19 protein-coding genes and 3 pseudogenes are annotated in these 24,925 nt (G+C 51.9%); all 22 read left to right on the forward strand.

All coding sequences use genetic code 11. From position 1 onward, the window contains the following. Positions 1-1,017, forward strand: coding sequence for a glycoside hydrolase family 19 protein (locus AC6I8I_RS07810; protein WP_497828511.1), 1,017 nt, complete (start codon positions 1-3; stop codon positions 1,015-1,017). A gap of 3 nt (positions 1,018-1,020) precedes the next feature. Beyond that, positions 1,021-1,512 (forward strand): hypothetical protein, encoded by a 492-nt coding sequence (locus tag AC6I8I_RS07815; protein WP_497828512.1) that lies wholly within the window; start codon positions 1,021-1,023, stop codon positions 1,510-1,512. A 121-nt stretch (positions 1,513-1,633) separates the two neighbouring features. Next, on the forward strand, positions 1,634-1,876 hold the full coding sequence (locus tag AC6I8I_RS07820) for a hypothetical protein (RefSeq protein ID WP_497828513.1): 243 nt from the start codon (positions 1,634-1,636) through the stop codon (positions 1,874-1,876). Continuing rightward, complete coding sequence (locus tag AC6I8I_RS07825; RefSeq protein WP_497828514.1) at positions 1,867-3,096, forward strand: lysozyme inhibitor LprI family protein; 1,230 nt, start codon at positions 1,867-1,869, stop codon at positions 3,094-3,096. The genes AC6I8I_RS07820 and AC6I8I_RS07825 overlap by 10 nt, the downstream gene beginning before the upstream one ends. 58 nt (positions 3,097-3,154) lie before the next feature. After that, entirely contained in the window at positions 3,155-3,412 is a 258-nt protein-coding gene (locus AC6I8I_RS07830; protein ID WP_497828515.1) for a PAAR domain-containing protein, read from the forward strand. Positions 3,413-3,483: 71 nt separating this feature from the next. Next, positions 3,484-5,910: a glycoside hydrolase family 19 protein gene (locus tag AC6I8I_RS07835; RefSeq protein WP_497828516.1), complete on the forward strand. Its 2,427-nt coding sequence runs from the start codon at positions 3,484-3,486 to the stop codon at positions 5,908-5,910. After that, positions 5,910-6,320 carry a hypothetical protein gene (locus tag AC6I8I_RS07840; RefSeq protein WP_497819896.1) on the forward strand — a complete coding sequence of 137 codons (411 nt, stop codon included), beginning with the start codon at positions 5,910-5,912 and terminating at the stop codon, positions 6,318-6,320. The genes AC6I8I_RS07835 and AC6I8I_RS07840 overlap by 1 nt, the downstream gene beginning before the upstream one ends. 45 nt (positions 6,321-6,365) lie before the next feature. Beyond that, positions 6,366-6,623: a PAAR domain-containing protein gene (locus tag AC6I8I_RS07845; protein WP_101700237.1), complete on the forward strand. Its 258-nt coding sequence runs from the start codon at positions 6,366-6,368 to the stop codon at positions 6,621-6,623. Between the two features lie 2 nt (positions 6,624-6,625). Next, complete coding sequence (locus tag AC6I8I_RS07850; protein ID WP_497828517.1) at positions 6,626-7,786, forward strand: KPHS_23130 family T6SS system protein; 1,161 nt, start codon at positions 6,626-6,628, stop codon at positions 7,784-7,786. Positions 7,787-7,813: 27 nt separating this feature from the next. After that, a complete protein-coding gene (locus tag AC6I8I_RS07855) occupies positions 7,814-11,185 on the forward strand; it encodes an ImcF-related family protein (protein WP_497828518.1) in 3,372 nt (1,123 codons plus the stop codon). Continuing rightward, positions 11,186-12,804: pseudogene (tssA, locus tag AC6I8I_RS07860) on the forward strand (type VI secretion system protein TssA). A gap of 84 nt (positions 12,805-12,888) precedes the next feature. Further along, positions 12,889-14,658, forward strand: a complete 1,770-nt coding sequence (gene tssF, locus AC6I8I_RS07865; protein WP_497828519.1) for a type VI secretion system baseplate subunit TssF — start codon at positions 12,889-12,891, stop codon at positions 14,656-14,658. Further along, positions 14,622-15,701, forward strand: a complete 1,080-nt coding sequence (gene tssG, locus AC6I8I_RS07870) for a type VI secretion system baseplate subunit TssG (protein ID WP_497828520.1) — start codon at positions 14,622-14,624, stop codon at positions 15,699-15,701. Before tssF ends, tssG begins: the two co-directional genes overlap by 37 nt. Before the next feature lie 65 nt (positions 15,702-15,766). Continuing rightward, a complete protein-coding gene (gene tssJ, locus AC6I8I_RS07875; RefSeq protein WP_497819901.1) occupies positions 15,767-16,294 on the forward strand; it encodes a type VI secretion system lipoprotein TssJ in 528 nt (175 codons plus the stop codon). A 3-nt stretch (positions 16,295-16,297) separates the two neighbouring features. Beyond that, positions 16,298-18,640, forward strand: a complete 2,343-nt coding sequence (locus AC6I8I_RS07880; protein ID WP_497828521.1) for a type VI secretion system Vgr family protein — start codon at positions 16,298-16,300, stop codon at positions 18,638-18,640. A gap of 2 nt (positions 18,641-18,642) precedes the next feature. After that, positions 18,643-19,470 (forward strand): DUF4123 domain-containing protein, encoded by an 828-nt coding sequence (locus tag AC6I8I_RS07885; protein ID WP_497828522.1) that lies wholly within the window; start codon positions 18,643-18,645, stop codon positions 19,468-19,470. Positions 19,471-19,516: 46 nt separating this feature from the next. Next, positions 19,517-20,041, forward strand: coding sequence for a DUF3304 domain-containing protein (locus AC6I8I_RS07890; RefSeq protein WP_497828523.1), 525 nt, complete (start codon positions 19,517-19,519; stop codon positions 20,039-20,041). Between the two features lie 14 nt (positions 20,042-20,055). Then, a complete protein-coding gene (locus tag AC6I8I_RS07895) occupies positions 20,056-21,843 on the forward strand; it encodes a T6SS phospholipase effector Tle1-like catalytic domain-containing protein (RefSeq protein WP_497828524.1) in 1,788 nt (595 codons plus the stop codon). Between the two features lie 106 nt (positions 21,844-21,949). Continuing rightward, positions 21,950-22,219, forward strand: a pseudogene (locus AC6I8I_RS07900) (DUF3304 domain-containing protein); the annotation flags it as partial. Beyond that, positions 22,206-22,751 carry a DUF3304 domain-containing protein gene (locus AC6I8I_RS07905; protein WP_497828525.1) on the forward strand — a complete coding sequence of 182 codons (546 nt, stop codon included), beginning with the start codon at positions 22,206-22,208 and terminating at the stop codon, positions 22,749-22,751. The pseudogene AC6I8I_RS07900 and the gene AC6I8I_RS07905, both read left to right, overlap by 14 nt. Next, positions 22,751-24,538, forward strand: coding sequence for a T6SS phospholipase effector Tle1-like catalytic domain-containing protein (locus tag AC6I8I_RS07910; RefSeq protein ID WP_497828526.1), 1,788 nt, complete (start codon positions 22,751-22,753; stop codon positions 24,536-24,538). The genes AC6I8I_RS07905 and AC6I8I_RS07910 overlap by 1 nt, the downstream gene beginning before the upstream one ends. 36 nt (positions 24,539-24,574) lie before the next feature. Then, positions 24,575-24,850, forward strand: a pseudogene (locus AC6I8I_RS07915) (type VI secretion system Vgr family protein); the annotation flags it as partial. Positions 24,851-24,925: the final 75 nt, after the last annotated feature.

Consider the following 24,925-nt stretch of genomic DNA (forward strand, 5'->3'; position numbering starts at 1 on the left):
ATGGACAGCGACAACAGTGGCGACCTTTCCGGTGCAGAACTGCGTCTCGCGGTGAATTATGCGGAGCTGGATATCAGAGATATCGCGGCGCGGATGGTGGTCAGACACGACAGTGAGTGGTTCGGTGGCAGCAGTCACCACCGCTGGAGAACATTTTTAAAGCAGCTGGATCCCCTCTGTGTCAGCTATGTCAGACAGTGGTTCGACGACATGGAATGGATGAGCAAGGTGGAGGGATTCAGCAGCGGTGAGCCTGTCTGGCATATGCATCCGGTGACATTTTTAGACGCAATTAAGACCGTTGAAAGTGGATTCATCACATTAGAAATGGTTTTGGCAGCAAACTTAGGAAAAAATGAACCACAATGTAAGGAAGTTTTGCCCTATTTGAATAAATACGCTGATGCTTATGGCATGAAAGATAAAAAAGAAATTGCTCACTTTTTATCTCAAATTGGTCATGAAAGCGGGTTTGTCATAACCGAAGAAAATCTTAATTATAGCGGTAAAGGCATGAGGCGGATTTTTGGTTGTAAAAAGGGACCTAAAAACTATAACAAAGCTAATGATGACTGTGATTTAGGACGATTGAGAAATAAATTATGGACACAAGAATCAACTTACGCCCATCATCCAGAGAACTTAGCCAATTATGTTTATGCGGGCCGTATGGGAAATGATGATGAAGCATCAGGTGATGGGTACCGATATCGTGGTCGCGGTATGATTCAACTAACAGGTAAAGATGGATATCAGTATTTCACAAATATACACAACAAAAAAAATCCGTCAGATAATCAGGATTTTGTAGCTACCCCTGATTTAGTTATATCAAATTTAGAATACGGTGTTGAGTCTGCTTTTTCATTTTGGGTAAGCAAAAGATTAAATGTGTTAGCCAAAAGCTTAAATGTTTATGATGTGACATTTAAAGTAAATGGTGGGCATAACGGATATGATGATCGTCGGATTAGGTTTAACAAGGTTGCAGAATTGATAAATATTAATAAGGACTAATATATGTTTTCTAAGATGCTTTGTAGTTTATTATTTGCATTCTGCTCATTGCCTTCATATGGGCAGAATGAGATAGTTCAAGGGCCGTTCAAAATTGACGGCGAAAAAGCAATCTACTTTCAGAGAGAACCAAATCCTGATTTCCCTCTTGGTTTGTACTACGATTCAGGAACAAAAAAAACTCAAGTTGATAAATATGAAATGGATGGGGATACTCCAAATGTTGATACTGTGTTTTTTATGAAGATTCATAATGTAAAAAACGTTATTGTCTTAATATCCTGGCACCAATTGCATCAAGCTGAGTCCATCAATGGGAATACTTATCAAGTCTATGCTTATAAATACACTAATGACTCATTGGTTTTAAATGATGTAATCACAAAGGATCCTGCGCTAAACGGTATGGATGGTGAGTTTAACGGTGATGAAGTGTATTTTAAATATAAAGACGCCGCATCTATTAAAAAATATATTAAAAATAAATATAATTAATTTTAATTGGTTTGGGTGGTTGCAATTTTGGATGTTTAATATCGGATGATGATAAATTACATGGTTACTTCGGAAGTTACGTCCGTGAATAATAAATTAAAATTACTCGCTGGAGAGAAGTATGCAAGGGATTATTCGTCTCGGCGACAAAATCACACACGGTGGAGAAGTATTGTCCTGCTCAATGACCATATTTTTTGGTGATATCGGTGTGGCCCGTAATCATGCTAATAGATATAAGTATTCATACATTGTTAAGGGGAATAGTGTCTATAAGCTATCACACTTAGTCGCTAAACATCATTGCGATAAAGATAGTTCATTTGTTTGCCAGCAATTACTTTGGGAGAGGAAATGGAGTTAACAAAATTAGCGGTGGTAGTTGGAGTATTTAGTATATTCCCAGTGGTTACTTTTGCAGCAGCATTTAAATGCGATATGAAAGGGTTAAATGTAACTGAGCGGACGATATGCAATAATCCATCACTAAGCGGGATTGATGGTATTGCCAACAAAAAATACATATCAAAAATTAATGATAGTTTGAACGTTGGTACCCTAAAAAGACAACAGCTCGAATGGTTAGAACAAAGAAATAAATGTGGTGAGAATACTTCATGCATAGAAAACTCATATAACAACAGATATAGAGAGTTGACTTATATGCCTTCTTTTAGTTCAGTGTCTGAAGTTTTTAGCGAGTTGGATAAACCCTTGAAATATGGGTTGGTGAATAAATATGGATTTACTATTAGTGACAAACAATGGAGAATAAGGCCATTAGTTAAAGAATATGATCTTAACCGAGAATTCGGAATACCATTATTGGCTGAAGATGTATTTTATTGGAAGATATTAACCCATTTTATTGTTAAGCATGATCTGGTTTTATTGTACATTGTCAAGGCAGATGATAGTATTTTTCTTATGAAGTACACAGACGGTAAGAACTCAATATTAGCAAAATATTCAAGGGGGGATTCAGATGTAGATGTATATTTGAAGGGGCGTAGTGATTCGCTTACCACATATGCAGTTAGTTCTGGTGACTCTGAAGATATATATGAAATTAATGATATTGATGGTCAGATCACAGTACCGAAGTTTATCAAGCATGAAATGAACGAACAATCTGATGCGCATGTGTGGAAAGGATATTGCGGTGATAGCTTGTGTGTTAGTAAAGTTATTTCACCCGATAATAAATGGCGTATTGCCTCTCCTGATTTAGGACAAACAAATGTCGATGAGGGTGTGTATTATTTCCCAGCGAATCGACCCGATCTAGGTGTCAATGTTTTTCTGCCTCAAGCTGAAGAGGAACGAGATGATTGGGGGTATGAAAGAAATTACACGTGGGGTGGTAGTGATGATTTCTACTTTGATAATCAGGGTGGTTTGGCTTGTATTTGGAAAGCTAATTTAAAAAACAAAACCACTCAAAGGATTTTGCCAATTGAAGGTATGATTGAGCCTTATTATATTAGTTATAATGGCGAATCATTTATCATTGCTAAATACATCGACAACTCTGGTAATAGAGAGCATAAAATCAAATATGGCTTCTATATAGCCAAGGAATAATATATATAGAGTTGCGGCATCAAATATAGATTTAAGGTGATTTAAATAGGAATGTACCATGCAAGGAATTATTCGTCTTGGTAACAAAACCACCCATGGCGGGGAAGTGCTGTCCTGTTCAACAACCATGTTCTTTGGCGATATCGGCGTGGCCCGCAAAGGTGATCGAGTTTCCTGCCCTGAGCATGGTGATACCACTATCGTTGAGGGTAACCCAAATTATCGCGATCGGGGTGTTCCTGTGGCTTTCCATGGCCACAAGTGTGGTTGTGGCTGCACGCTTATCAGCTCCCTGCCCAATGCTCTGGTGGGGTAAACGTGCCGGTTGAACTTGAGCGCATCCCGGCACGGTAGATTGAGCCCTCCTTCACGTTAAGGATGACCGGAATGAAAATCTGTTTTCCTGCCCGCAAAGCGAATGGTGAACAATACGCCACTGTGGATGACATGATGCAGCCGCTCTGTCAGGAGCCACACGGCTCCTGGCTGGCCGGAACGAATAACATGTGGCACGGCGGGATCCACATCACCAGCAAGAGTGCCCCGGGTTCCGTGCTGACAAGCGAGACGGCGGACTCTGCGGTACCGCTTCAGTTTATGGCAGGTGGCGAAGTGGTGGCCTGGCGTATCAATCAGGACTATCTGACGGGTAAATACATCAATAACCCGCTGCAGTATTCCAGTACCTTTGTGCTGGTCAAATCTACCTGTACCCCGGATCCCGAAAAGAAGGACAACAGCCTCGACTTTTACACGCTGTATATCGGGCTTGCGCCGCTCTCAGCCTTTCCAGAGCACAAGTTGTATCTGGTCACAGAGAAGGGCGACGGGCTCAGTCAGCGTGAATATACCGGCAAAGAAAAAGACGGAGATAAGGCGCCGGTAGCGAAGAATAAACTGAAAACAGGCGATAGCGTCATCGTGCTGCGTGAGACCGCCTTCGACCTGAAGGGACAGACGCAGACGTTCGGGCTTGCCCGGGCGCTGAACAGCAAATCCGAAATGACCGGCGGGGCGTTCTGGGTGTCGCTCGATTCGCAATTTGTGACACCTGTCGGTGAGCAGAGGGCGCATTTGCCAGCCTGGATGCAGCAGGCAGTTGCGCAGGGAACGTTTGATGAAGTCGTTAAGCCTGCAACCAGACTTGAGGTGGCAGCCGGCGATGCCGTGGGCTACCTGGCGGAAGACATTGCGCCCTGCAACCTGCTCGGCGTGGAGAAAAGTGCGTTCGCACACATTGAAGTGATCAGCACCGACAGCCGGATGGTCGATTTTCTGAGCAATAAGGCACAGGTGAAGAGCGGGCCGAAATATATTCATATTCACCCGGAGAGTTTTGTCTGTGCACGTTCCGGCGATACCTTCACCCGGACCAGAGGACAGGTGAAGAAAGATATTCACAAAATTATGCCGCAGGACAAATGCCATCCGTTCACAGACAAAGACGGTAAACGCTGGTTTGATATCGGGGACGGGGACGGGGCCTGGCTCAGCGAAGACGATGTCGATGCGGATATTAGCCAGTACGACTTGGATAAACTGGGCTTTAAAGCATTTGAAGAGCCGTCCACATCCGATATGACAAAATCCCTGCATGAAGGGTGGATCAAAGACGGGTTCACCAGAATGGCGGAGTGGGTACGGCCTGAGCGCGGTATCCGGGAAAAGCAGGTCTCTGACTACTACAAAGCCCTGCTGCGGAAAATGGACAGCGATAACAGTGGCGACCTTTCCGGTGCAGAGCTACGCCAGGCGGTGAATTACGCGGAGCTGGATGTCAGGGATATCGCGGCACGGATGGTGGTCAGACACGACAGTGAGTGGTTTGGTGGCAGCAGCCATCACCGCTGGAGAACGTTTTTAAAGCAAATGGATCCCCTCTGTGTCAGCTATGTCAAAAAGTGGTTTGACGACATGGAATGGATGAGCAAGGTGGAGGGGTTCAGCAGTGGTGCACCTGTCTGGCATATGCATCCCGTGACATTTTTAGACGCAATTAATGAACATGGGATATGCGCATGTAATCGAGATATCACTATTGAGGAACTTCAAAAAATAGCCCAAGGCGTGAATGTTGATACACTTAAAAGTTATTTGGATGGGTTAAATGCAGGCTTTAAGCGATTTGAAATCACTAAATGTCGAGATAAAGCCCATTTCCTTGCACAAGTTTTGCACGAAAGTGGGAATTTTAGATTCACGAAAGAAATTAATGGAGAAAGGGCCTCTTATCAGCCTTGGTATGGTAGAGGATTAATCCAAATTACTCTACAAACTAATTATGATAGTTATGGGCGTTACATTGTTGAGGATGTATCATCATCCGGCTCAGCCAGAGATAAGTTAACGACGCTGCCTCATAGTGTTCTTTCTGCATTCTGGTTTTTCAAAGTTCACAAGTCTTTGGATATTCCCTCAGGGAATGATGATTTCAATAAAATAACAGCGGTTATTAATGGCGGTTTTAATGGGTATGATGAACGTCTAAATATATTTAATAAGGCTGTAAAAAGTCTTCATGCAGAGTATTTGAATAAAAAGAGCGAGGATGGAACATATCCATTTGCGTCCAGTGAAATTTACAATAGTAAGATTTACTCATTTGGATGGGGGCTTTGGCATGACCCAGGGTCAAGACGTCATGGCACAGAGAAGAATAAAGATAAAGCATTAGCAGGCTACAAGCGTGCAAAGGAACTCATAAATGCTAACCCCTTCCCTGCACGACAGGCACATAGAAAAATTTATGGAGTTGAGTACCAAGGGGTACTCAACTATATAAATGGAAGAATTACAGCTCTAGAGGTATCTTAATGAAAGTATTAGTTGCGATTTTGTCAGTATTTACTATGTCACTCAGTTCCTTGGCTCATGCGAATGAAACTGTAGGGTGCTTTAGTGCAGGGAAGACGAATGTCAAATTCTTCCAAATGTCTCAGGATGGATTAGATATTGGGTATGTTAAGTACGAACATTCAAAATCAGCTATCCCATTGTTTTTTGTAAAAACAGAAGAAGAACAAGATTCTGCTGACCGTCCCTCATCTTTTACAACCGATTGGAATGAGATAGTTAACGGGAAAGTAAATGGATATTACACGGTAATGTCACAGGGTGCTCGCTTTTATCAGTTTGATTATAAATCATTAAAAGGGAAGGTTACCGAGTTCTCCGAAAATATAGATGCATACAATGATGATCGTTCAGATTGTGTGTGGAAATAATATTTTTACCTTAGTTTTATTCTAAGTATAGCAATAGGAAGGCAGATGCAAGGGATAATCAGGCTCGGCGATAAAACCACCCATGGCGGGGAAGTGTTGTCCTGTTCAACAACCATGTTCTTTGGCGATATTGGTGTGGCCCGTAAAGGCGATCGTGTTTCCTGCCCGGAACATGGCGATACCACTATCGTCGAAGGTAACCCAAATTATCGCGATCGCGGTGTTCCTGTGGCGTTCCATGGCCACAAGTGTGGTTGTGGCTGCACGCTTATCAGCTCCCTGCCCAATGCTCTGGTGGGGTGAACGTGCCGGTTGAACTTGAGCGCATTCCGGCACAGGAAAAACTGCCGCCCCGTCCACGTTTTAAGCGCTGGCTCCTCCTGGGCATTGTGATGTTGTTGGCAGGGGCTACGGCCACATTCCTGCTATGGAAGGATGAGCGCTCAGGTGCAACGTTCTGGGGGCTGGCAACAGGGCTGCCTGTCGTATTGTGGGGGTTACTGGTTGTCGGGCGCTATTTTGGCTACGTATTACTGTGTGGTCGTTGTGAGAAAAAAAATTCCACGACTGCCGCCCGGTACCGGGCAGATGTTGCGCGCGGACAGCGCTTTGCCTGGCTTATCGGTGAAACCCTGATTAACGGGCTGGGACCCGCCAGTCCGATGACGCATGAAGCCGTGTTAGCCAAAAAGCCACTGATGATGCCCCGTGAGCCTGTTAATGGTGGCGACCCGGTTCGTCACCGGGCGCTGGCGGCCACCGGAGAAATAGCTGACCGGGAAGCGCATTATTTTCAGGAGATAACCGCCAACGTCCAGAATCTGGTGGCGTTGCTCCCGCCGACGCTGACCTGCTATCTGGCGGTGGATACCGGTGAACAGTTTTCGACTTTGCCGTCCCTCCTGCAAAAAAGCGTGTCCCATCCGCTAGTGCGCATTCGCGAACTGACGGGGCTGGAAATCCTCGACTACTGGCTGGACTGCCATTATGACCGTGCTGCTGCGTTACTGGTGGTCAGCGCTCAGCTTTACGAAGCCCCTCCAGAGGACAGTGGTGAGGCCATTTCCGTGTTACTGCTGACCAACTGCCGTCTGAAGGATATTCCGGACGTGTCGGTCAAAATTCACCGATCGCAGATGTGTCGCGATGGCAATCTCGACCGGGCATTTGAGCTCGTCATGATGTGGTCAGGACTGGAAAAAACAGCACTGAAGCAGGCATGGACCAGCGGCGGCCAGATGGCCTCCGGCGATATCTTCAGCAAGGCCCGTGAGACGTATGCTCCTGGTCTTAAGGCTGACAAAATCATTCATATTGACACGGTTGTCGGGTTCGCGGGCGTAGCCGCTCCCTGGCAGGCGTTACAGCTGGCGACCCGTCAGTGTTTGAGCGACAACGAAGCCCAGCTTATTGTCACCGAACTTTCAGAAGACAACCGACAACTCTGTATTGTCACCCCGGAATAACTCTCAAGGGATTGCTCTCCTCTATATATGAAAATCGCATCCACTTTTCTTCTTACGCTGCTGTTGGGCGTGCTATCTGTCTGTCTCATTGGCGGCGCACTCTGGATCTATCCGGTGTGGGTCAAGGACACCTTCAATCTGGGTCCGGTCAGCGCGACCGGCATTGTGATCATTTGTCTTTTGCTGATGCTGGCGGCACTGATCATCGGTTGGGTACTTGAAACTGTATTCACAAAGAACGGTGAGAAGCTGGGAAAGCTGGATGTGGCAGCCTCCGGACAGCAGGCGACTGCATCCCAGCCAGAGGCAAAACATACCGACGCAGATACCTCCCGGTTTGTGGCTGAGGCCCTGGTCGATCACCTGCGTCTGCGCTACCGTCGCCGCTGGAAAGCTAAAGTGCGCATGCTGCTGGTACAGGGTACCGACAGCGATATTGAAAAGGTGGTGCCGGGCCTGAAGCGTGACCACTGGCAGGAGAGTGACGGGATTGTGCTTATTTACGGCGGTCTGGCGGAAAGCGTGCCGGATGATGAGTTCCTGTCCGTCCTGAACGATGTGCGACCACAGCGTCCGCTGGATGGCGTGGTGCAGGTGATGAATGCGGCCGCTCTGCCCGATACGGCGAAGCAGGACACCCTGGTGCGTGTGCGTCAGAAAACCGATACCCTGCTGGGCTGGCAACTGCCGGTCTGGCTGTGGCTTGTCCGGGAAGGCAGCTGGGCCCATGACGGGGAAGGTGTGCCCCCAACTGGCGCGTTATTTGGTTCTGGCGCAACAACGGAAGAGACCCGCGAGACACTCACCACTCTGTCCTCCGAATTGCAGATGCCCGGCGTGGCAGCGCTGCTTGAGAATTCACAGCACCACTGGCTGCTGAGCCTGTCAAAAGCCCTGCGCGGCTCGTTACGGCGCTCTCTGGTGCCGTTGCTGACCACGCTGATGTCAGGGCCAGCCCCTTACCGTCTGCGCGGTGTGATGTTCAGCCCGGCGTTGCCGGGAACCGAAACGGTACCGCACGCGCGCCTGTCACCGGCAATCTGGCAGGAACTTGAGAATGACAGCCTGCAGGTGCATGCCCGTAAAATCGGCTTCCACTGGCAAAAGGTGCTGCGCCTGGTACTGCTGGGAGTGGTTCTGATCTGGGGGGCTGGTACACTGCTGTCGCTTTCCGTTAACCGCGCCCAAATCTGGCTGGCCCAGGATACGGCCCGTGTTGCCGCTGACACAAAACAGCCTTTGTCCGAACGTCTGCGTAACCAGCTGGCGCTGCAACAGACTATTGCCCGCCTGCAGAACCGCGAAGTACACGGTGCGCCGTGGTACACCCGCTTTGGCCTGAACCAGGACAGCGACATGCTGAAGATGCTCTGGCCACTGTATGCACGAAACAACCAGCAACTGATGCGCGACGCACTGGCCGATGAACTCCATCTCCAGTTAAATGCTTTTGTACAACTGCCACCGGCAAGCGATGCGCGTACCTCTGCCACCCAAAAGACTTACAGTCTGCTCAAGGGTTACCTGATGCTGGCCCGCCCCGATAAAGCGGATGCGAACTGGCTTGCCGGTAACATGCTGAAGGCCTGGCCGCACCGCAACGGCGTGCCTGACAGCGTGTGGCAGACCCAGGCACCGAAGCTGCTCGGCTTCTATGCGCAGAACTTACCGGCACACCCTGAGTGGAAAATAACCCCCGACCGCGCCCTGGTGGGAACGGTACGTCAGATTTTGCTCAAGCAGATTGGTCAGCGCAACGCGGAATCGGGTCTGTACCATGAGATGCTCGGGCGCATTGCCCGCAACTGGCCGGATTTAACCCTGGCGGATATGACCGGCGATACGGACGCGTCAACCCTGTTCTCCTCTGAAGAAGTGGTGCCGGGGATGTTCACCCGTCAGGCGTGGGAAGAGCAGGTTGAGGACGCGATTGATGAGGTGGTGAAGACCCGCCGTGATGAAATCGACTGGGTGCTTACTGATAAAACCCATCAACCGGGCAGTGATGTGTCACCGGAAGCGCTTAAACAGCGCCTGACGGAGCGCTACTTCACTGATTTTGGCAACGCCTGGCTCAACATGGCCAACAGCATTCAGTGGCACGAAGCGGCATCACTTTCGGAGGCCATTGCCCAGCTGAACCTGCTGGCGGATGTACGCCAGTCGCCACTGGTGGCGCTGATGAATACCCTTGCCTGGCAGGGGCAGACCGGGGCCAAAGGAGAAGCGCTGGCGGATTCTCTTGTGGACTCGGCGAAGAAACTGGTGGGGCGTAAGAAGAACGCAAAACAGTTTATCGAACAGGCGCAGGGGCCAAAAGGTCCGTTGGACGGCGTGTTTGGTCCACTGACGGGTCTGATGGCCGGGAAAGACGGGACCGGCTCGAACGGCAACCTCAGCTTCCAGTCCTGGCTTGCCCGTGTGACTCAGGTACGACTCAAACTCCAGCAGGTGACCAGTGCCCCTGATCCGCAGGCGATGGCCCAGATGCTGGCCCAGACCGTCTTCCAGGGCAAAGCCATTGACCTGACAGACACGCGTGACTATGGCTCTCTGGTGGCGGCAAGCCTCGGCCAGGAGTGGAACGGCTTCGGGCAGGCGCTGTTTGTACAGCCACTCGACCTGGCCTGGCGTCAGGTGCTGGCACCGGCTGCAGGCAGTCTGAACGCCCGCTGGCAGAGCACCATTGTCTCGCAGTGGAACACCGCTTTTGCCGGACGCTATCCGTTTAAGGCCACCGGCAGCGATGCCTCACTGCCGTTGCTGGCTCAGTTCCTGCGAAGCGACTCCGGACGCATTGCCGCGTTCATCAAAACCAATCTTGGTGGGATGCTGCATCAGGAAGGCAGTCACTGGGTGGTGGATCCGGCAGCCAGTCAGGGGATGAGCATCAGTCCGGCGTTTCTTACCGCCATCAATAAGCTTGCCGATATCTCCGATATCGTCTTTGCCCAGGGCGATGCCGGGGTGCATTTTGAGCTGATGGCCCGACCGTCACGCGATGTGGCCCGCACTCAACTGACGCTGGATGGTCAGAAACTGGATTACTTCAACCAGATGGAAAGCTGGCAGAGCTTCACCTGGCCGGGTAACACCTACTATCCAGGTGTCGACCTGAGCTGGCGCTCAACCAGCACCGAAATGCGCCTCTATGCCAGCAACCAGGGGAACTGGGGCTTCATTCGTCTGCTCGATAAGGCGCTGATCACCCCGCTCGACAGCAGCCGCACCCAGCTGGTGTGGATCACCCCGGACGGTAACCCGCTGAAATTCATTATGCGCAGTGAGCTTGGCGACGGGCCGCTGGCGTTACTCAAACTGCAGGGCTTCAGCCTGCCGCAGATCATTTTTTCTGTGGGCGCGGCTGACGGCGCACTCACACTTGCCGGAGACGAATAAATGGCGACTGCAGAAACGCTCCTGACTCTATGTCTTCCGGATGAAGCTCAGCGCGCGGCACTACTCGCGCAGACCCGGGAAAACCTCACCCGATGGTCGCCGTGGCTGACGCCGCTGGCAACGGGTCAGGGTGCCGGGGACGACCCGACCTATGACGATGATTTCCAGCTGATGCGCGAGGAAATCAACAAACTCTCCGACACCGATACCGACGTGCTCTGCCGCCTGGCGGAAAGTATTCTGACCCGACATGCCCGCGATATCCGGGTGGTGACCTGGTATGCCTTTGCCCGCCTGCAGCATGACGGCGATACCGGGCTGACGGACGGCATCCAGTTGCTGACCGCCATGCTGGAGCAGGCGGGGCAGCACTGCCACCCACAGCGCAGCACCGCCCGTTTAGCGGCACTCGAGTGGCTGAACAGTGAGAAAGTGCTGGATGCGTTAGCACGCTGGCCGGATGCGACGCGGGAAGAGACCGCCAGAACGGCAGCGGCGCTGTGCCTGCTGGAGACCGCGCTGGAACAGCTGCCGGAGGCCGAACGTCCTGCGTTTACCGGTCTGCTGTGCAGGCTGGAAACCCGCCTGGCCGGTAGCGGCGGGCTGGATACGCCGGTGGCTTCATCAGGCCAGGAACATGCCGGTGACAGCACACACAGCACACCGGCGTCGGGTACCGCAGTGCCGGAAACTGCGGCCGTCAAATCGGATGTGGAGCTGGTCCGTCAGCTGCGCGTACTGTCCGGCTGGGTTGTCGATCAGCCTCAGGGCTGGCTGGCGGCTCACCGGATGATGAAGGCCGCCCGCTGGGACCTGGTGACGCAGCTGCCGGCACTCGATGCGAGCGGTCGCACGCGCCTGTTGCCGCCAAAGGCCGATTACCGCGCTCAGCTTAAACGCCTGTACCTGCAACAAAGCTGGACCGAACTGGTGGAGCAGGTGGATGTGATGTTCACCGAAGGCGGTAACCGCTTCTGGCTCGATTTGCAGTGGTATCTGTGGCAGGGGCTGAGCCGTGCCGGCGCTCCCTGGGAACAATGGGCAGAGTACATCCTCAGCGACCTGAAGCTGATGCTCAAACTCCTGCCGGGTCTGGAAACGCTCGCCTGGAACAACGGCACGCCACTGGCTGATGAGGTGACGCTGAACTGGATAGCCGAAAAGGTCAACGATGAGATACCCGGCTTCAGTGACGAACCGGCAGTGGTCACCGCTGCGCAGGCCGATGACATCCTGGCACTCGAAGCGGAGGCGATGGAGAAGGGCGACAGCGAGGGCCCGGAGGCGGCACTGTCCTGGCTTCAGAGCCGCCCGGACATGGCTTCGCCCCGCAGCGCTGGCTGCTCCGTTTGTTGATGGCGAAGGTGGCCGAACAATACGGACGAAATGAACTGGCTCTTCATCTGCTGGGTGAATTGACCGACAACGCCCCACAGCTGACGCTCAGTGAGTGGGAGCCGGGACTGCTGTTTGACGTGCAGGCCCGCCGTCTTCGTTTGCTGCGCATGAAAGCCGGGCGCAGTGAAAGCGACAAAGCTCGTTTTGCCCCGGAAATGGACAGCCTGCTGGCCGGGCTGATTTCTCTCGATCCGACACGCGCGATGGTGCTGTGCGGTTAAGCATCCCCTGACATTACGGGTCATCACCTCCGATGGCACCGTCTGTTTTCTTTTTGATATTTTCTACACTCAGGATCTCCGTACATGGATGATTTAACCCTTCGCTACTACGAAGCCGAAATGCGCTACCTGCGCGAGGCCGGTAAAGAGTTTGCCCGCGCCCATCCCGACCGTGCGGCCATGCTCAACCTGGATAAATCCGGGGCGCGTGACCCGTATGTTGAGCGCCTGTTCGAGGGCTTCGCTTTCCTGATGGGTCGCCTGCGTGAAAAGCTCGATGATGACCTGCCGGAGCTGACCGAAGGGCTGGTGAGCTTGCTGTGGCCGCATTATATGCGCACCATCCCGTCACTCTCTGTAGTGGCGTTTACGCCGGACTGGCGTCAGCTGCGTAAAATGGAGGTGCTGGAAAACGGCTTCTCCGTGCTGTCGCGCCCGGTCGGTCCCGATAACACCGTCTGCCAGTACCGCACCACTCGTGAGGTGCCCCTGCAGCCGCTGCACCTGGCCGAGGCCCGTCTGCAGACCGAGCCGGATGGTCGCGCCACCATTCGGCTGCGCTTTGAGTGCCCGGACAAGGTGGACTGGTCGAAAGCCGGAATTGATAAGGTCGCCATTTATCTCGATGCCGACAGCCCGATAGCTTCTGCCCTGCATCTGGCACTGACCCGCCGGGTTCAGGCGATGTATGTTCGCCACAGCGAAACCCGTACTGATCGAGTCCGCGTCGAAGGCTGGTGTAAGCCGATGGGCTTTGATGACGCTGACCGCCTGTGGCCGAAAGGGGATTCTGCATTCAGCGGCTACCAGCTGCTGCTGGAGTATTTCAGCTTCCGCGAGAAGTTTATGTTCGTGGAGCTTAAAGGTCTGGAGCTTGCCGGGCTGAGTCAGAAAACCACCTGGTTTGAAACTGATATCGTGCTCGACGGTGGCTGGCCCTCTGACATGCCGTTTGAGACCGACAACTTCCGTCTGCATTGCGCGCCGGTGATTAATCTGTTCTCACTGGAAGCCGACCCGCTGACGCCTGATCCGCTGCAGAACGAATACCTGCTGCGCCCGATGCGCGTACAGGACGGGCATACCGAAATCTACAGCGTGGACTCCATTCACGGCGCGGTGAAAAACGGTAAACATCCGTACGTGCCGTTCACCAGTTTCCGCCACCGTGGCGGCATGATGCGGCACGATGCGCCGGAGCGTTATTTCCATACCCGCGTGAAGCGCGGTCCATCCGGGCTGTATGACACCTGGCTTATCCTCGGCGGCAAGTCGTTCGAACTGGAGCAACTGTCGCAGGCCCCGGAATCGCTCTCCATCCGTATCACTGGTACTAACGGCCAGCTGCCGCGCCGCTCATTGGAAAGTACTTTGCTTGACCGGGTGGTGAAAGCGGGCAAGATCCCGGTCAGGGTCCTGAACCTGAACGTGCCGACCCTGCCGCTTTACCCACCTGCTAACGACCGTTTCCACTGGCGGGTGATGAGCCACCTGGGCTCCAGTTTCTTAAGCATGATGGATAACCCGGAGGTGCTGCGCGGCACGCTGGCACTGTATGACTGGACGGATGATGAGATGAACCGCCGTCGCCTGGACGCCATTGTGGCGGTGAAACACACCCTTATCCGCCGCTTTGAAAAGGGCTTTATGCTGCGCGGGGTTGATATCGAAATCACCCTCAACGCCGATAATTTTGCCGGGGAAGGGGATGTCACCCTGTTTGGTGAAATGCTGCACCGCTTCTTTGCCCTTTATGCCGATGTCCACCTCTTCAATCAGCTCACGCTGGTACTGCAACCGACAGGGAAACGACTGCGATGGAAAGAGAATCACAGCCAGCACATTCCGGGCTGACAGAGCGACTTCGCGACGACATCTGGCGGGTTAATTTCTACCGCTTCTGCCAGCTGCTGGAGGAGGAAAACCCGGAGGCACCGAAGCTCGGCAGTACCGAAAAACTGTCCGCTGACCCGGTGCGCTTTCGTCCGTGGCCGGGAATGGGCTTCCCGGTCAGCGAACTCAAAGCGGTTGAAACCGATGAAGATTACCCGGGCCTGTCGCCGACGATTCGCACCACCTTCCTCGGGATGTACGGTGTGGACTCCCCGCTACCGACGGCGTACCTCGATGATATTGCGCAGCGCCGGGAAGGGCATGAAGCCACCACCGCGTTTCTCGATATCTTCAGCCACCGTATCCACACCCAGCACTACCGTATCTGGCGCAAATACGCTTACCCGGCAACCTTCGAAGCCGGCGGGGTGGATGACACTTCTCAGTGCCTGCTGGGACTGGTCGGTCTTGGCATCCCGGGTACGGCGGAGCAGATTGCCACGCCGGTCTCCCGCTTCCTGGCGCTACTGGGGACCATGCGGCTGCCCACCCGAAACGCCGAAGGGATACGCCAACTGGTGAGCCTGCTGGCCCCGGAAACCCGTGCCACGGTTATCAGCCCGGACCCGGTGAAAGTCCCCGTGGAGAACCGCAGTGGACTCGGCAAAGCCAACCGCGTGTCGCTGTCACAGCGTGCCACGCTCGGCAAAACCGGCAAAGAGGCCTGCAGTCGTATCCTGCTGATGCTGGCGACCGACAACCCGGACGAGGCGCCGGGCTGGCTGCCCGGCGGTCAGCTGCACACCGACCTGATGGTGCTGCTGCGGGTGTACATGGGTTACCGCTCCGATGTCAGACTGCGCCTGACAGTGCCGGTGAGCTGTCTGCCTGAACCCCGTCTGGGTAAAACACACCGGGTACAACTGGGTCGTGCCGGCGTGCTGGGCCTGAAGCGGGACAAACCCGCAACCCGCACGCACCTGACCGTGAGCCTGGGCACCTATGAAGGCCTGACCTGTGAGACCCTGCTGCCGGCACACCCCGGTGGTTACCGTTTCGACTGATATTCCCACGAACAACACATTCAACAAATACACCCCGTTTCTGAAAGCTGAAAAGGACTCCACGAATGACTTTCGCTTCCCTGTCGCGCAGCGCTGCACTGATGCTGCTCTGTTCCCTGTCGACTGCATGTGGCCTGACTCAGGCCGTGTCGGATGGCACGGTCAGCGCTACCAAAGCCATCTTCTACAAAAAAATAAAGGTGCTGCATCTTGATTTTGAACCCCGAGCGGCTATCAACGCCGATGAGGCGCAGGCCCCGCTTGCCACCATGGTGCAGGTTTACCAGCTCCGGGACCGCCAGAAGGTGGACGCCGCCGACTACCAGAAACTGCTGCGCGATGCGGACACCACGCTGAAAGAAGACATAGTGGGCAGCAAGTCGCTGCTGGTGATGCCCAAAGGCAGCGTGACGCTCAACATGCCGATGAACGAAGAGGCGAAATTTGTAGCGGTGGTGGGGCTGTTCAACCGTCCGGATCTGCGCAACAACACCTGGAAACTGGTACTGAGCCGCGACGACCTCGACCCGGATAAACCGCGCACTATTCAGCTCAACAGCACCAGGCTGACTCTGGTTCCGGTGAAGGAGTAACCCATGGATATAACCCTCGATAACTGGCTGGCGCTGTTTGACGGGCAGACCCGCTATCGTCTTGAGATTAATGACAGCATCCTGAAGCCGGATGTGCTGAACTTTCACGGGCGCGAAGCGCTGAATGAACCGTTCAAATGGCGCATTGAGTTCACCACGCCTCAGAAAGGTATCGGCCGCGAGGATGTGATGCTCAAATATTCCACCCTCAGCATGCTCAGTGGCCGTGTGGTGCAGGGCATTATCACCGGCTTTGAACACCTCAACGAAACGGCAGACCAGACACATTTTGCCGTCACACTTTCTTCCCGCCTGGCGCTGCTTGCCCATACCCGCCGCTGTGCGGTGTACCAGAATGTCTCGGTGCCGGAACTGGTGGAGCAGGTCCTGCGCAGCCACGGGCTGGAAGGATCGGATTTTGAATTCCGCCTGGAACGCACTTACCCGGTCCGCGAACTGATAACCCAGTGGCGTGAGAATGACCTGCAGTTTATCCAGCGCATCCTCGCTGAAGACGGCATCTGGTTTCGCACCGGGGTCAACACCACTAACGGGCTGGACACGGTGACCTTTGCTGACAGCCAGCTGCAGTATCAGTTTGATGTTCGCCTGCCGTTCCGTGAGCCTTCTGCCCTCCATGACGGTGCGGTGGAAGCGGTGTGGGATGCCAGAGTGTGGCACCACACGGTGACCGGCAGTGTGGCCACCCGGGATTATAATTACCGTACCGCCAGCACGCCGATGGATGCGACCGTCAGTGTCAGAAATGAGGCGGCTACCGCTGGCGAACATTACCGCTACCTTGCCCCTTATCGTGACGCGGGGGATGACACCACCTCAGAGCCGGAAACCGAAAGCGGAGCCTTTTACGCCCGCATTCGGCATGAACATGCGCTCAATAACGCCATCCGCCTGCACCTGTTCAGTAACGCCAGCCACCTGACACCGGGCATGGTGCTGGAGACCGGCGACAGTGGCGTGCCGGAGCTGAAAGAGGGGATGGTCATTACGCTCGCCACCTTCCGCGCGGGCCGGGAGACCCGTCTGCACGTTTCCGTGTGGGGCATGTCCTACAGCGAGCAGTATTGCTTCAGACCTGAGCCTGCACCGCGTCCGCTGATTGCCGGGACGCTGACCGCCCGCATCGAGAGCGATGAGAAGAATGCGCCGCACGCGCATCTCGATGAAACGGGACGTTACCGGGTGAAGCTGGACTTCAGCCGTGAAGACGCAGAGCCGGGCTATAACTACCTGTGGATACGTCAGGCCAAACCGTACGCCGGGGAAACCTATGGCTGGCACACGCCGCTGATAAATGGCACTGAAGTGGGGATTGCTTTTGACGGCGGTGACCCGGACCGGCCATACATCGCCCATGCGTTTCATGACTCAGAACATCCGGATGTGGTCACCCGCGATAACCGCAGTCAGAACATCCTGCGCACCGCGGGTCAGAACGAACTGCGGATGGAAGACCTGCGTCAGAGTGAGCATATCGCGCTCAGCACGCCGTTCGGGGCCACGGCGCTGAACCAGGGACATATCGTCGACACAGAGAACGAACCGCGGGGAACCGGGTTTGAGCTGCGCACCGATGAGTACGGGGTTATCCGTGTGGCGAAAGGGCTGCTGGTCACCGCCGATGGCAAAGTGCACGGCGAAGGTGATGTGCCGGATATGGGCGTGGCACTCCGGGAGATTGAGGCCGTCCGTACGCAAATCGAGGGACTGGCCACAGCCATCCGCCAGGCAAAAGCCCTGGAAGCTGACATTGCCAGTCAGCAGGCGATGTTCAGCACCCGCCTGAAAACGCTCAATGAGATGATCCACTTTTCGGCCCCTGAGGGGATAGCGTTTACCAGTGCTGAGCATCTGCAGCTGGCGGCCGCTGACAATATCGCCCTGAATGCCGGTGGTGATATCAGTATCGGGTCCCAGGGGCATATCACAGGGCTGGCGGGCGACAGCGTGGGAATGTTTGCCCAACACGGCAAGCTGAGCCTGATTTCGGCACAGGGGCCTGTACAGTTTCAGGCGCAGAATGGCGTGATGCACCTGAGTGCCGAGCAGAAACTGACCCTCATTTCAGCAAAAGAGATGCTGCTGGCCGGGAAGAAGCGGATACGTCTGGTGGGTGGCGGGAGCTCCATCCTCATCGAGCAGGGACAAATCAAATACGAGACAGCAGGTACCTATACCCGCAAGGCCAGTCGACTGGATACGGAAGGTGGTGCCTCACAGAGGATAGAAATGCCAGTCTTGTATCCGCCAGTCGAAAATAAAATTTGTATTCCATGTCTGCTTAAAGCGATACAGGCGAATGATGCGATAGTGCAGGGAGCATAACAATGGACAGTACAGAACTGATAGCTGCGTTAGCCTTCGAACCAGACGAAAATATCAGCCTGTTGTTTGAAGCCGGAGCGCAGTCGGAAGAGGATTTTCTGGCGTTTAAAGCGAAGCATGAAGACAGGATGCATTCGCTCTATATCCACCCGCAATTGACGGAGTTTCAGAACTACGGCCCCTGGCTGCTGGAAATTGATAATGCGGAGCGGCTACCTGATTACCTGGCGTCTTTGCCGGGATGTGCCGCAGTCATTGTTTCAACGCGTTATCCATCAATGCTGGCAGTGCAGTTATCCCGTGGCTGCACGGTTGTGCAGCCAGACGGCTCTACAGAGTTAACGCGCTTTTATGCCAGCCATGTCATAAAAATGCTGGCGCAGTGTGCTGACTGTGACTGGCATGCCTATCTGTTCAATGCCATTACGCAGTGGTGGTTTCCCGGAGAAAGGCAGTGGCAGGCGCTTGCCATAAAACCCTCTGAAGTAGATAAGCTCACTAATCATATCATCCGGCTTGATAAGGCGACCTGGCAGCAGATTACGGATAAGCCAGAGGTTACCAGTGTATTGAATGAATGGCAGAAAATGCCGACCAGCAAGGTATTTCCACCATGCGCGCAGCGCTCGATGGTGATCAAAGCGTTGAATAAAAGTAGAGAGTTGGGTTCGTTATCCCCGGCGGATCGGAAAGTGTACGCGCTGTATTACCTTAATGGTGGGCGACAGGAGCTGGAATCAGATGCACTGAAGGCTGCATTACCAAAGGTGCTGAATGGTACACGGTCACTGGCAGAGGTGTTGGTTAACCTTGCGGAAACACAGTACTGAAAATCTAAACAGTTAATGGTCTTTGCTTCAATCAGGGAAATAACAAATGGGATTTTTTAAGACTTACGACAAAATTGATAACGCCGTTAATCGTGGCTATGGCCGCTGTAAAAAATGGGTCTGGGGCAGTTTATTGGCAGTGGTTCTGGCATACGGTGGCTGGCTAATCTGGGCCGCGGTCTGGGGACCGCCGACTGGTCAAGTAACGTTGATCATTCACAGTGAAATTGACAGGCCAATTCTAGGGTTTAGCGTTAACGGCGTGGCTGGGGCAAATTCTTCTGCATATGATAAAAATAATCCATATGCTTCGGGACCTGGTGGATCAACTTGTTGTGGCAGTATCAGTGGTAATACAGCGGAAGTCATCTGGACATTAAGTACCACACGTGCTCAGTACGATGCGGGTCTTCGTAAAGAAACTCGTCGGGTTGTTATGCCATTACCAAAAAGAAAATGGGAAGAAAATTATCTCCATGTTTATTTTTTTCCAGGAGATAAAGTTCGACTATGGTGGGGAACTGGCTTCGTAAGTCCTAAGGCTGAAGCGATTTTAGAGCATACTGACTGACAGGAATGATAGACATGGATATTGAAAGCATAATTGCGGCTGCGAACCGTGCACAGCAAGCTGAAGATGCAAATGTAGGGAACTGTGATCGAACCTGGCAGGTGGGATTCTTTTTTGATGGTATTCACCGTAATATTGAACAGGATGCGTCAGAGAACCGCCTAAGTAATATTGCTCGTTTATTTCGGGCTTTCCCCAGTGTGCAGCAAAATACATCCCATGAAAACTACTCAAAATTCTATATTTCCGGGTTAGGTACTCCATTCAAAGAAAATCTAACGTCAAAACTTCATACCATCATGGATGGTGCCCAGAGTTCTGTTATGGATGACCTTAAAGATCAGCCAAAAGAAATGGCGAAAGATGCTGGTATGGAATTACTGAAAGGTAGTAATTGGTGGGAGGTTTTAAAGGACTCAGGAAAAAAAGTGGTAAGTCCTTCGGAGTGGAAAACTCTAACGGGTGATGTGGCTAAAAATGCAGCAAAGAAATCGGGAATAGAGGCCACCCCCTGGTTGCGTGATAATCCCACTATTGCCGATATGTTGGTAACAGGTGTTGATACCAGAATTACTTCGACGAAAACTACATTTGAAGAAGCTTTTAAAGAAGTCAAAACTAAGAGCCCGGTACCGGTAAAACTGATCTCCATTTCACTCTTTGGATACGATGTCGGAGCAACTCTTGCACGTAAATTTATTGATACGCTGCTTGATGATATTTGTCAGAAGCAGGGTGATAAACATACTTACCAGGGGAGCCCCGTAGAGATTGTTTTTGCAGGCCTGTTTGACTGTGCTCGTCATACCCCTGCCAGTAATAATAATGGCGTGGACTGGTTTATTTCTGCTTTCGGAGGGCCAATAAAAGGCATTAGCGTGCTGATGGGTGATAAGTCTGTTGATCAGGAATCGGTATTGCCGGATACGGTTAAAAATGCACTGCACCTGGTCGCAGCCCATGAAAACCGGCCATGGCGTAGTGTCTATTGTCTGGGTGGAAGTAATAATGAGCACAAGGAAGAACTGTTACCCGGCTGCGCAGAAGATGTAGGGGGAGGCCTGAAGCCAAATGAACAAAAACCGAGTGCAGAACTTTGCCGGGTGGCCCTTCACCGGATGTACCGGGCAGCGACGATGGCTGGTGTTCCATTTCCAGATTTACAAACACTAGATCAGACGGATACTGATGTTGCTGCCTATTTCATCATGCAGGATAAGGTTAAGAACAAGTCTGTCGCTCAATGGACAAAACTGTATCAGCAAGCGATGCCTTTTAACGCCGTCAGTATCGGAGCGCAGAACCGTCATCTGGACAGCTATACTGAGTGGCTTGGGCGACAATACTATCAATACCGCTGTGAGTGCATGAAGTATGAAAAACAACGCGGCGATATTTTAGCCTCCGCTGGTGCTTCTGCCGGGCTATTGGGGATTTCATCACAGGCAAAAGAAACTTCAAGACACTACCAGAATGAACTTGATGTGTTGTATAAAAATTGGGGATGGCTGGACGATGTCCATGATGCCGCAATAAGAATGAAGAACAGTATGGAAAACGATCCTAATGATAAGCGTATCCAAATCGTGCCTGATATTTATAGGCCTGCATTGAGGCGTGCGAGACGTTTTCTCGATTATGCGCATGCAGCTTATCTTGGTCAGCCTCAACCTTTCCCTGAAGATAACGCGCCCTTAGATATGTATGCCTGGTTTATTCATAGCAGACAAGCAATGGGAAAAGATGCTGGCATCTCTCAGGACTTCCTGGTTATTCGTTCACTGGAAAAACCTGATGTTTAACCTGTAACCGTCAGTGACTCTTGCTAAATAGTGACCTTTGGGTCGTTCATCTTTATTTATTCGATAACGCCGACTACTTAATGTCCCGTGATTGCCAGGACACAGATGCGGCAGTATCAGCGGGAAAACAGCGGAAGCTATCTGGACATTAAGCACTACGCGAGCACAGTACGATGCGGGCCTTCGCAAAGAAACGCGCCGTGTCATCATGCCTTTACCGGAAAGGAAATGGGGAGAGAATGATCTACATGTCCACTTCTTACCCGTAGATAAAGTTTTACTGGGCTGGAGTGATAATGCATGGCCGCTTTATGAAAAAGCTCCAGAAAATATTAACCAGCATGTGAAACAGAGAAATAATAATGGAATTTTTTAAGACTTACGACAAAGTTGATAATGCCGTGAATCGTGGTTATGCCCGCTGGAGGAAATGGATATGGGGGAGTTTATTGGCGCTCGTACTGGCATACGGCGGATGGTTAATCTGGGCATCCATCTGGGGGCCACCGACTGGAGGGGTAACGCTAATTATTCACAGTGAAATTGACAGACCCATTTTGGGATTCAGTGTGAATGGTGTGGCGGGCGGCAATTCTTCAGCCTATGACAAAAATAATCCATATGCCAAAGGTGCAGGTAAGACAACATGCTGTGGCACCATCAGCGGGAAAACAGCGGAAGTAATATGGACCCTTGATATTACTCATGAGCAGTATCTTAAAGGTATGCGTCTGGAAAAACGTCGGGTTGTGATGCCGCTGCCAGAAAGAAAGTGGGGAGAAAATGATTTGCATGTTCATTTTTTACCCGGAGATAAAGTCTTACTGGGCTGGAGCGACAATGCCTGGTCGCCTTATGAAAAACGTCCTGATGCTCTAGGCAAGTCTGCAAAGCAGGAGAAAAACTGATGGATATTGAAAGTGTTATTGCTGCCGCCAGTCGTGCTCAGCAGGCCAATGGTGCTGGCTTGGGAAACTGCTCCCGGATCTGGCATGTCGGGTTTTTCTTTGATGGTATTCACCGTAATATTGATCAGGATGCTCCTGAACAGAGGCTTAGTAATATATCTCGGCTGTTCCGAGCTTTCCCTAGTATCCAACAAAATACAGCTAATGAAAGCTATGACGCATTTTACTTTTCTGGTCTTGGTACGCCATTTAAAGAAGATCTCACTGAAAAACTGCATATCATTATGGACAGTGCACAAGGTTCTGCACTGGATGATTTGAAAGATCAGCCAAAAGAAATGGCGAAAGATGCTGGCCTGGATTATTTGAAAGGTGGTAACTGGTGGGAGGTTTTAAAGGACTCAGGAAAAAAACTGATAAACCCTTCAGAGTGGAAATCGCTGGCGGGGGATGTAGCTAAAAACGCAGCAAAGAAATCAGGTATCGAGGCAACCCCCTGGTTGCGTGATAATCCCGCTATTGCAGATATGTTAGTTACCGGTGTCGATACGCGAATAAATTCGGCTAAATTACGTTTTAAGCGGTTTTTTGAACGAGCCAAAACCAATAGCCCTGTACCGATCAAACTGATCTCTATTTCATTCTTTGGATACGATGTCGGAGCAACTCTTGCACGTAAATTTATTGATACGCTGCTTGATGATATTTGTCAGAAGCAGGGTGATAAACATACTTACCAGGGGATCCCCGTAGAGATTGTTTTTACAGGTTTGTTTGATTGTGCCCGTCATACTCCCGCAAGCAATAATAATGGCGTGGACTGGTTTATTTCGACTTTCGGGGGGCCAGTTAAAGGTATCAGCGTGCTGATGGGCGATAAATCTGTTGATCAGGAGTCGGTATTGCCGGATACGGTTAAAAACGCACTGCACCTGGTGGCAGCCCATGAAAACCGGCCATGGCGTAGCGTCTATTGTCTTGGTGGAAGTAATCATAAGCACAAGGAAGAACTGTTACCCGGCTGCGCGGAGGACGTAGGGGGAGGCCTGAAGCCAAATGAACAAAAGCCGAGTGCAGAACTTTGCCGGGTGGCCCTTCACCGGATGTACCGGACCGCGACGATGGCTGGCGTCCCTTTTCCTGATTTTCAAAATTTGCGGGCTCAATCGGAAACAGTTGCAAACTATTTCATCATGCAGGATAAGGTTAAGAACAAGTCTGTCGCTCAATGGACAAAACTGTATCAGCAAGCGATGCCTTTTAACGCCGTCAGTATCGGAGCGCAGAACCGTCATCTGGACAGCTATATTGAGTGGCTTGGGCGACAATACTATCAATACCGCTGTGAGTGCATGAAGTATGAAAAACAACGCGGCGATATTTTAGCCTCCGCTGGTGCTTCTGCCGGGCTATTGGGGATTTCATCACAGGCAAAAGAAACTTCAAGACACTACCAGAATGAACTTGATGTGTTGCATAAAAATTGGGGATGGCTGGACGATGTCCATGATGCCGCAATAAGAATGAAGAACAGTATGGAAAACGATCCTAATGATAAGCGTATCCAAATCGTGCCTGATATTTATAGGCCTGCATTGAGGCGTGCGAGACGTTTTCTCGATTATGCGCATGCAGCTTATCTTGGTCAGCCTCAACCTTTCCCTGAAGATAACGCGCCCTTAGATATGTATGCCTGGTTTATTCATAGCAGACAAGCAACGGGAAAAGATGTTGGCATCTCTCAGGACTTCCTGGTTATTCGTTCACTGGAAAAACCTGAAGTTTAATCATCGGGTATCTGATATCTGGTTCCGGACAGGTGTAAACACTACCGCAACCTGGCGCCTTACCGCGATGCCGGAGATGACACCACCTCAGAGCCGGAAACCGAAAGCGGAGCCTTTTACGCCCGCATTCAGCATGAACATGCGCTCAATAACGCCATCCGCCTGCACCTGTTCAGTAACACCAGCCACCTGACACCGGGCATGGTGCTGGAGACCGGCGACAGTGGCGTGCCGGAGCTGAAAGAGGGGATGGTCATTACGCTCGCCACCTTCCGGGCCGCCCGTGACACCCGCCTGCATGTGTCCGTATGGGTTAACAGGCTCAGTAAAATTGCAGCAGATGACAGTCTTTACACTCATCTGCACATTTCGAATAGCACTCACATC

It is taken from the genome of Pantoea sp. X-Soil-YNGN-775 (assembly GCF_059730575.1).

Bases quoted from the DNA above. Each gene is read 5' to 3' on its own strand.
- AC6I8I_RS07810 (WP_497828511.1), top strand. From the start codon at position 1: ATGGACAGCGACAACAGTGGCGACCTTTCCGGTGCAGAACTGCGTCTC.
- AC6I8I_RS07815 (WP_497828512.1), top strand. From the start codon at position 1,021: ATGTTTTCTAAGATGCTTTGTAGTTTATTATTTGCATTCTGCTCATTG.
- AC6I8I_RS07820 (WP_497828513.1), top strand. From the start codon at position 1,634: ATGCAAGGGATTATTCGTCTCGGCGACAAAATCACACACGGTGGAGAA.
- AC6I8I_RS07825 (WP_497828514.1), top strand. From the start codon at position 1,867: ATGGAGTTAACAAAATTAGCGGTGGTAGTTGGAGTATTTAGTATATTC.
- AC6I8I_RS07830 (WP_497828515.1), top strand. From the start codon at position 3,155: ATGCAAGGAATTATTCGTCTTGGTAACAAAACCACCCATGGCGGGGAA.
- AC6I8I_RS07835 (WP_497828516.1), top strand. From the start codon at position 3,484: ATGAAAATCTGTTTTCCTGCCCGCAAAGCGAATGGTGAACAATACGCC.
- AC6I8I_RS07840 (WP_497819896.1), top strand. From the start codon at position 5,910: ATGAAAGTATTAGTTGCGATTTTGTCAGTATTTACTATGTCACTCAGT.
- AC6I8I_RS07845 (WP_101700237.1), top strand. From the start codon at position 6,366: ATGCAAGGGATAATCAGGCTCGGCGATAAAACCACCCATGGCGGGGAA.
- AC6I8I_RS07855 (WP_497828518.1), top strand. From the start codon at position 7,814: ATGAAAATCGCATCCACTTTTCTTCTTACGCTGCTGTTGGGCGTGCTA.
- tssF (WP_497828519.1), top strand. From the start codon at position 12,889: ATGGATGATTTAACCCTTCGCTACTACGAAGCCGAAATGCGCTACCTG.
- tssG (WP_497828520.1), top strand. From the start codon at position 14,622: ATGGAAAGAGAATCACAGCCAGCACATTCCGGGCTGACAGAGCGACTT.
- tssJ (WP_497819901.1), top strand. From the start codon at position 15,767: ATGACTTTCGCTTCCCTGTCGCGCAGCGCTGCACTGATGCTGCTCTGT.
- AC6I8I_RS07880 (WP_497828521.1), top strand. From the start codon at position 16,298: ATGGATATAACCCTCGATAACTGGCTGGCGCTGTTTGACGGGCAGACC.
- AC6I8I_RS07885 (WP_497828522.1), top strand. From the start codon at position 18,643: ATGGACAGTACAGAACTGATAGCTGCGTTAGCCTTCGAACCAGACGAA.
- AC6I8I_RS07890 (WP_497828523.1), top strand. From the start codon at position 19,517: ATGGGATTTTTTAAGACTTACGACAAAATTGATAACGCCGTTAATCGT.
- AC6I8I_RS07895 (WP_497828524.1), top strand. From the start codon at position 20,056: ATGGATATTGAAAGCATAATTGCGGCTGCGAACCGTGCACAGCAAGCT.
- AC6I8I_RS07905 (WP_497828525.1), top strand. From the start codon at position 22,206: ATGGAATTTTTTAAGACTTACGACAAAGTTGATAATGCCGTGAATCGT.
- AC6I8I_RS07910 (WP_497828526.1), top strand. From the start codon at position 22,751: ATGGATATTGAAAGTGTTATTGCTGCCGCCAGTCGTGCTCAGCAGGCC.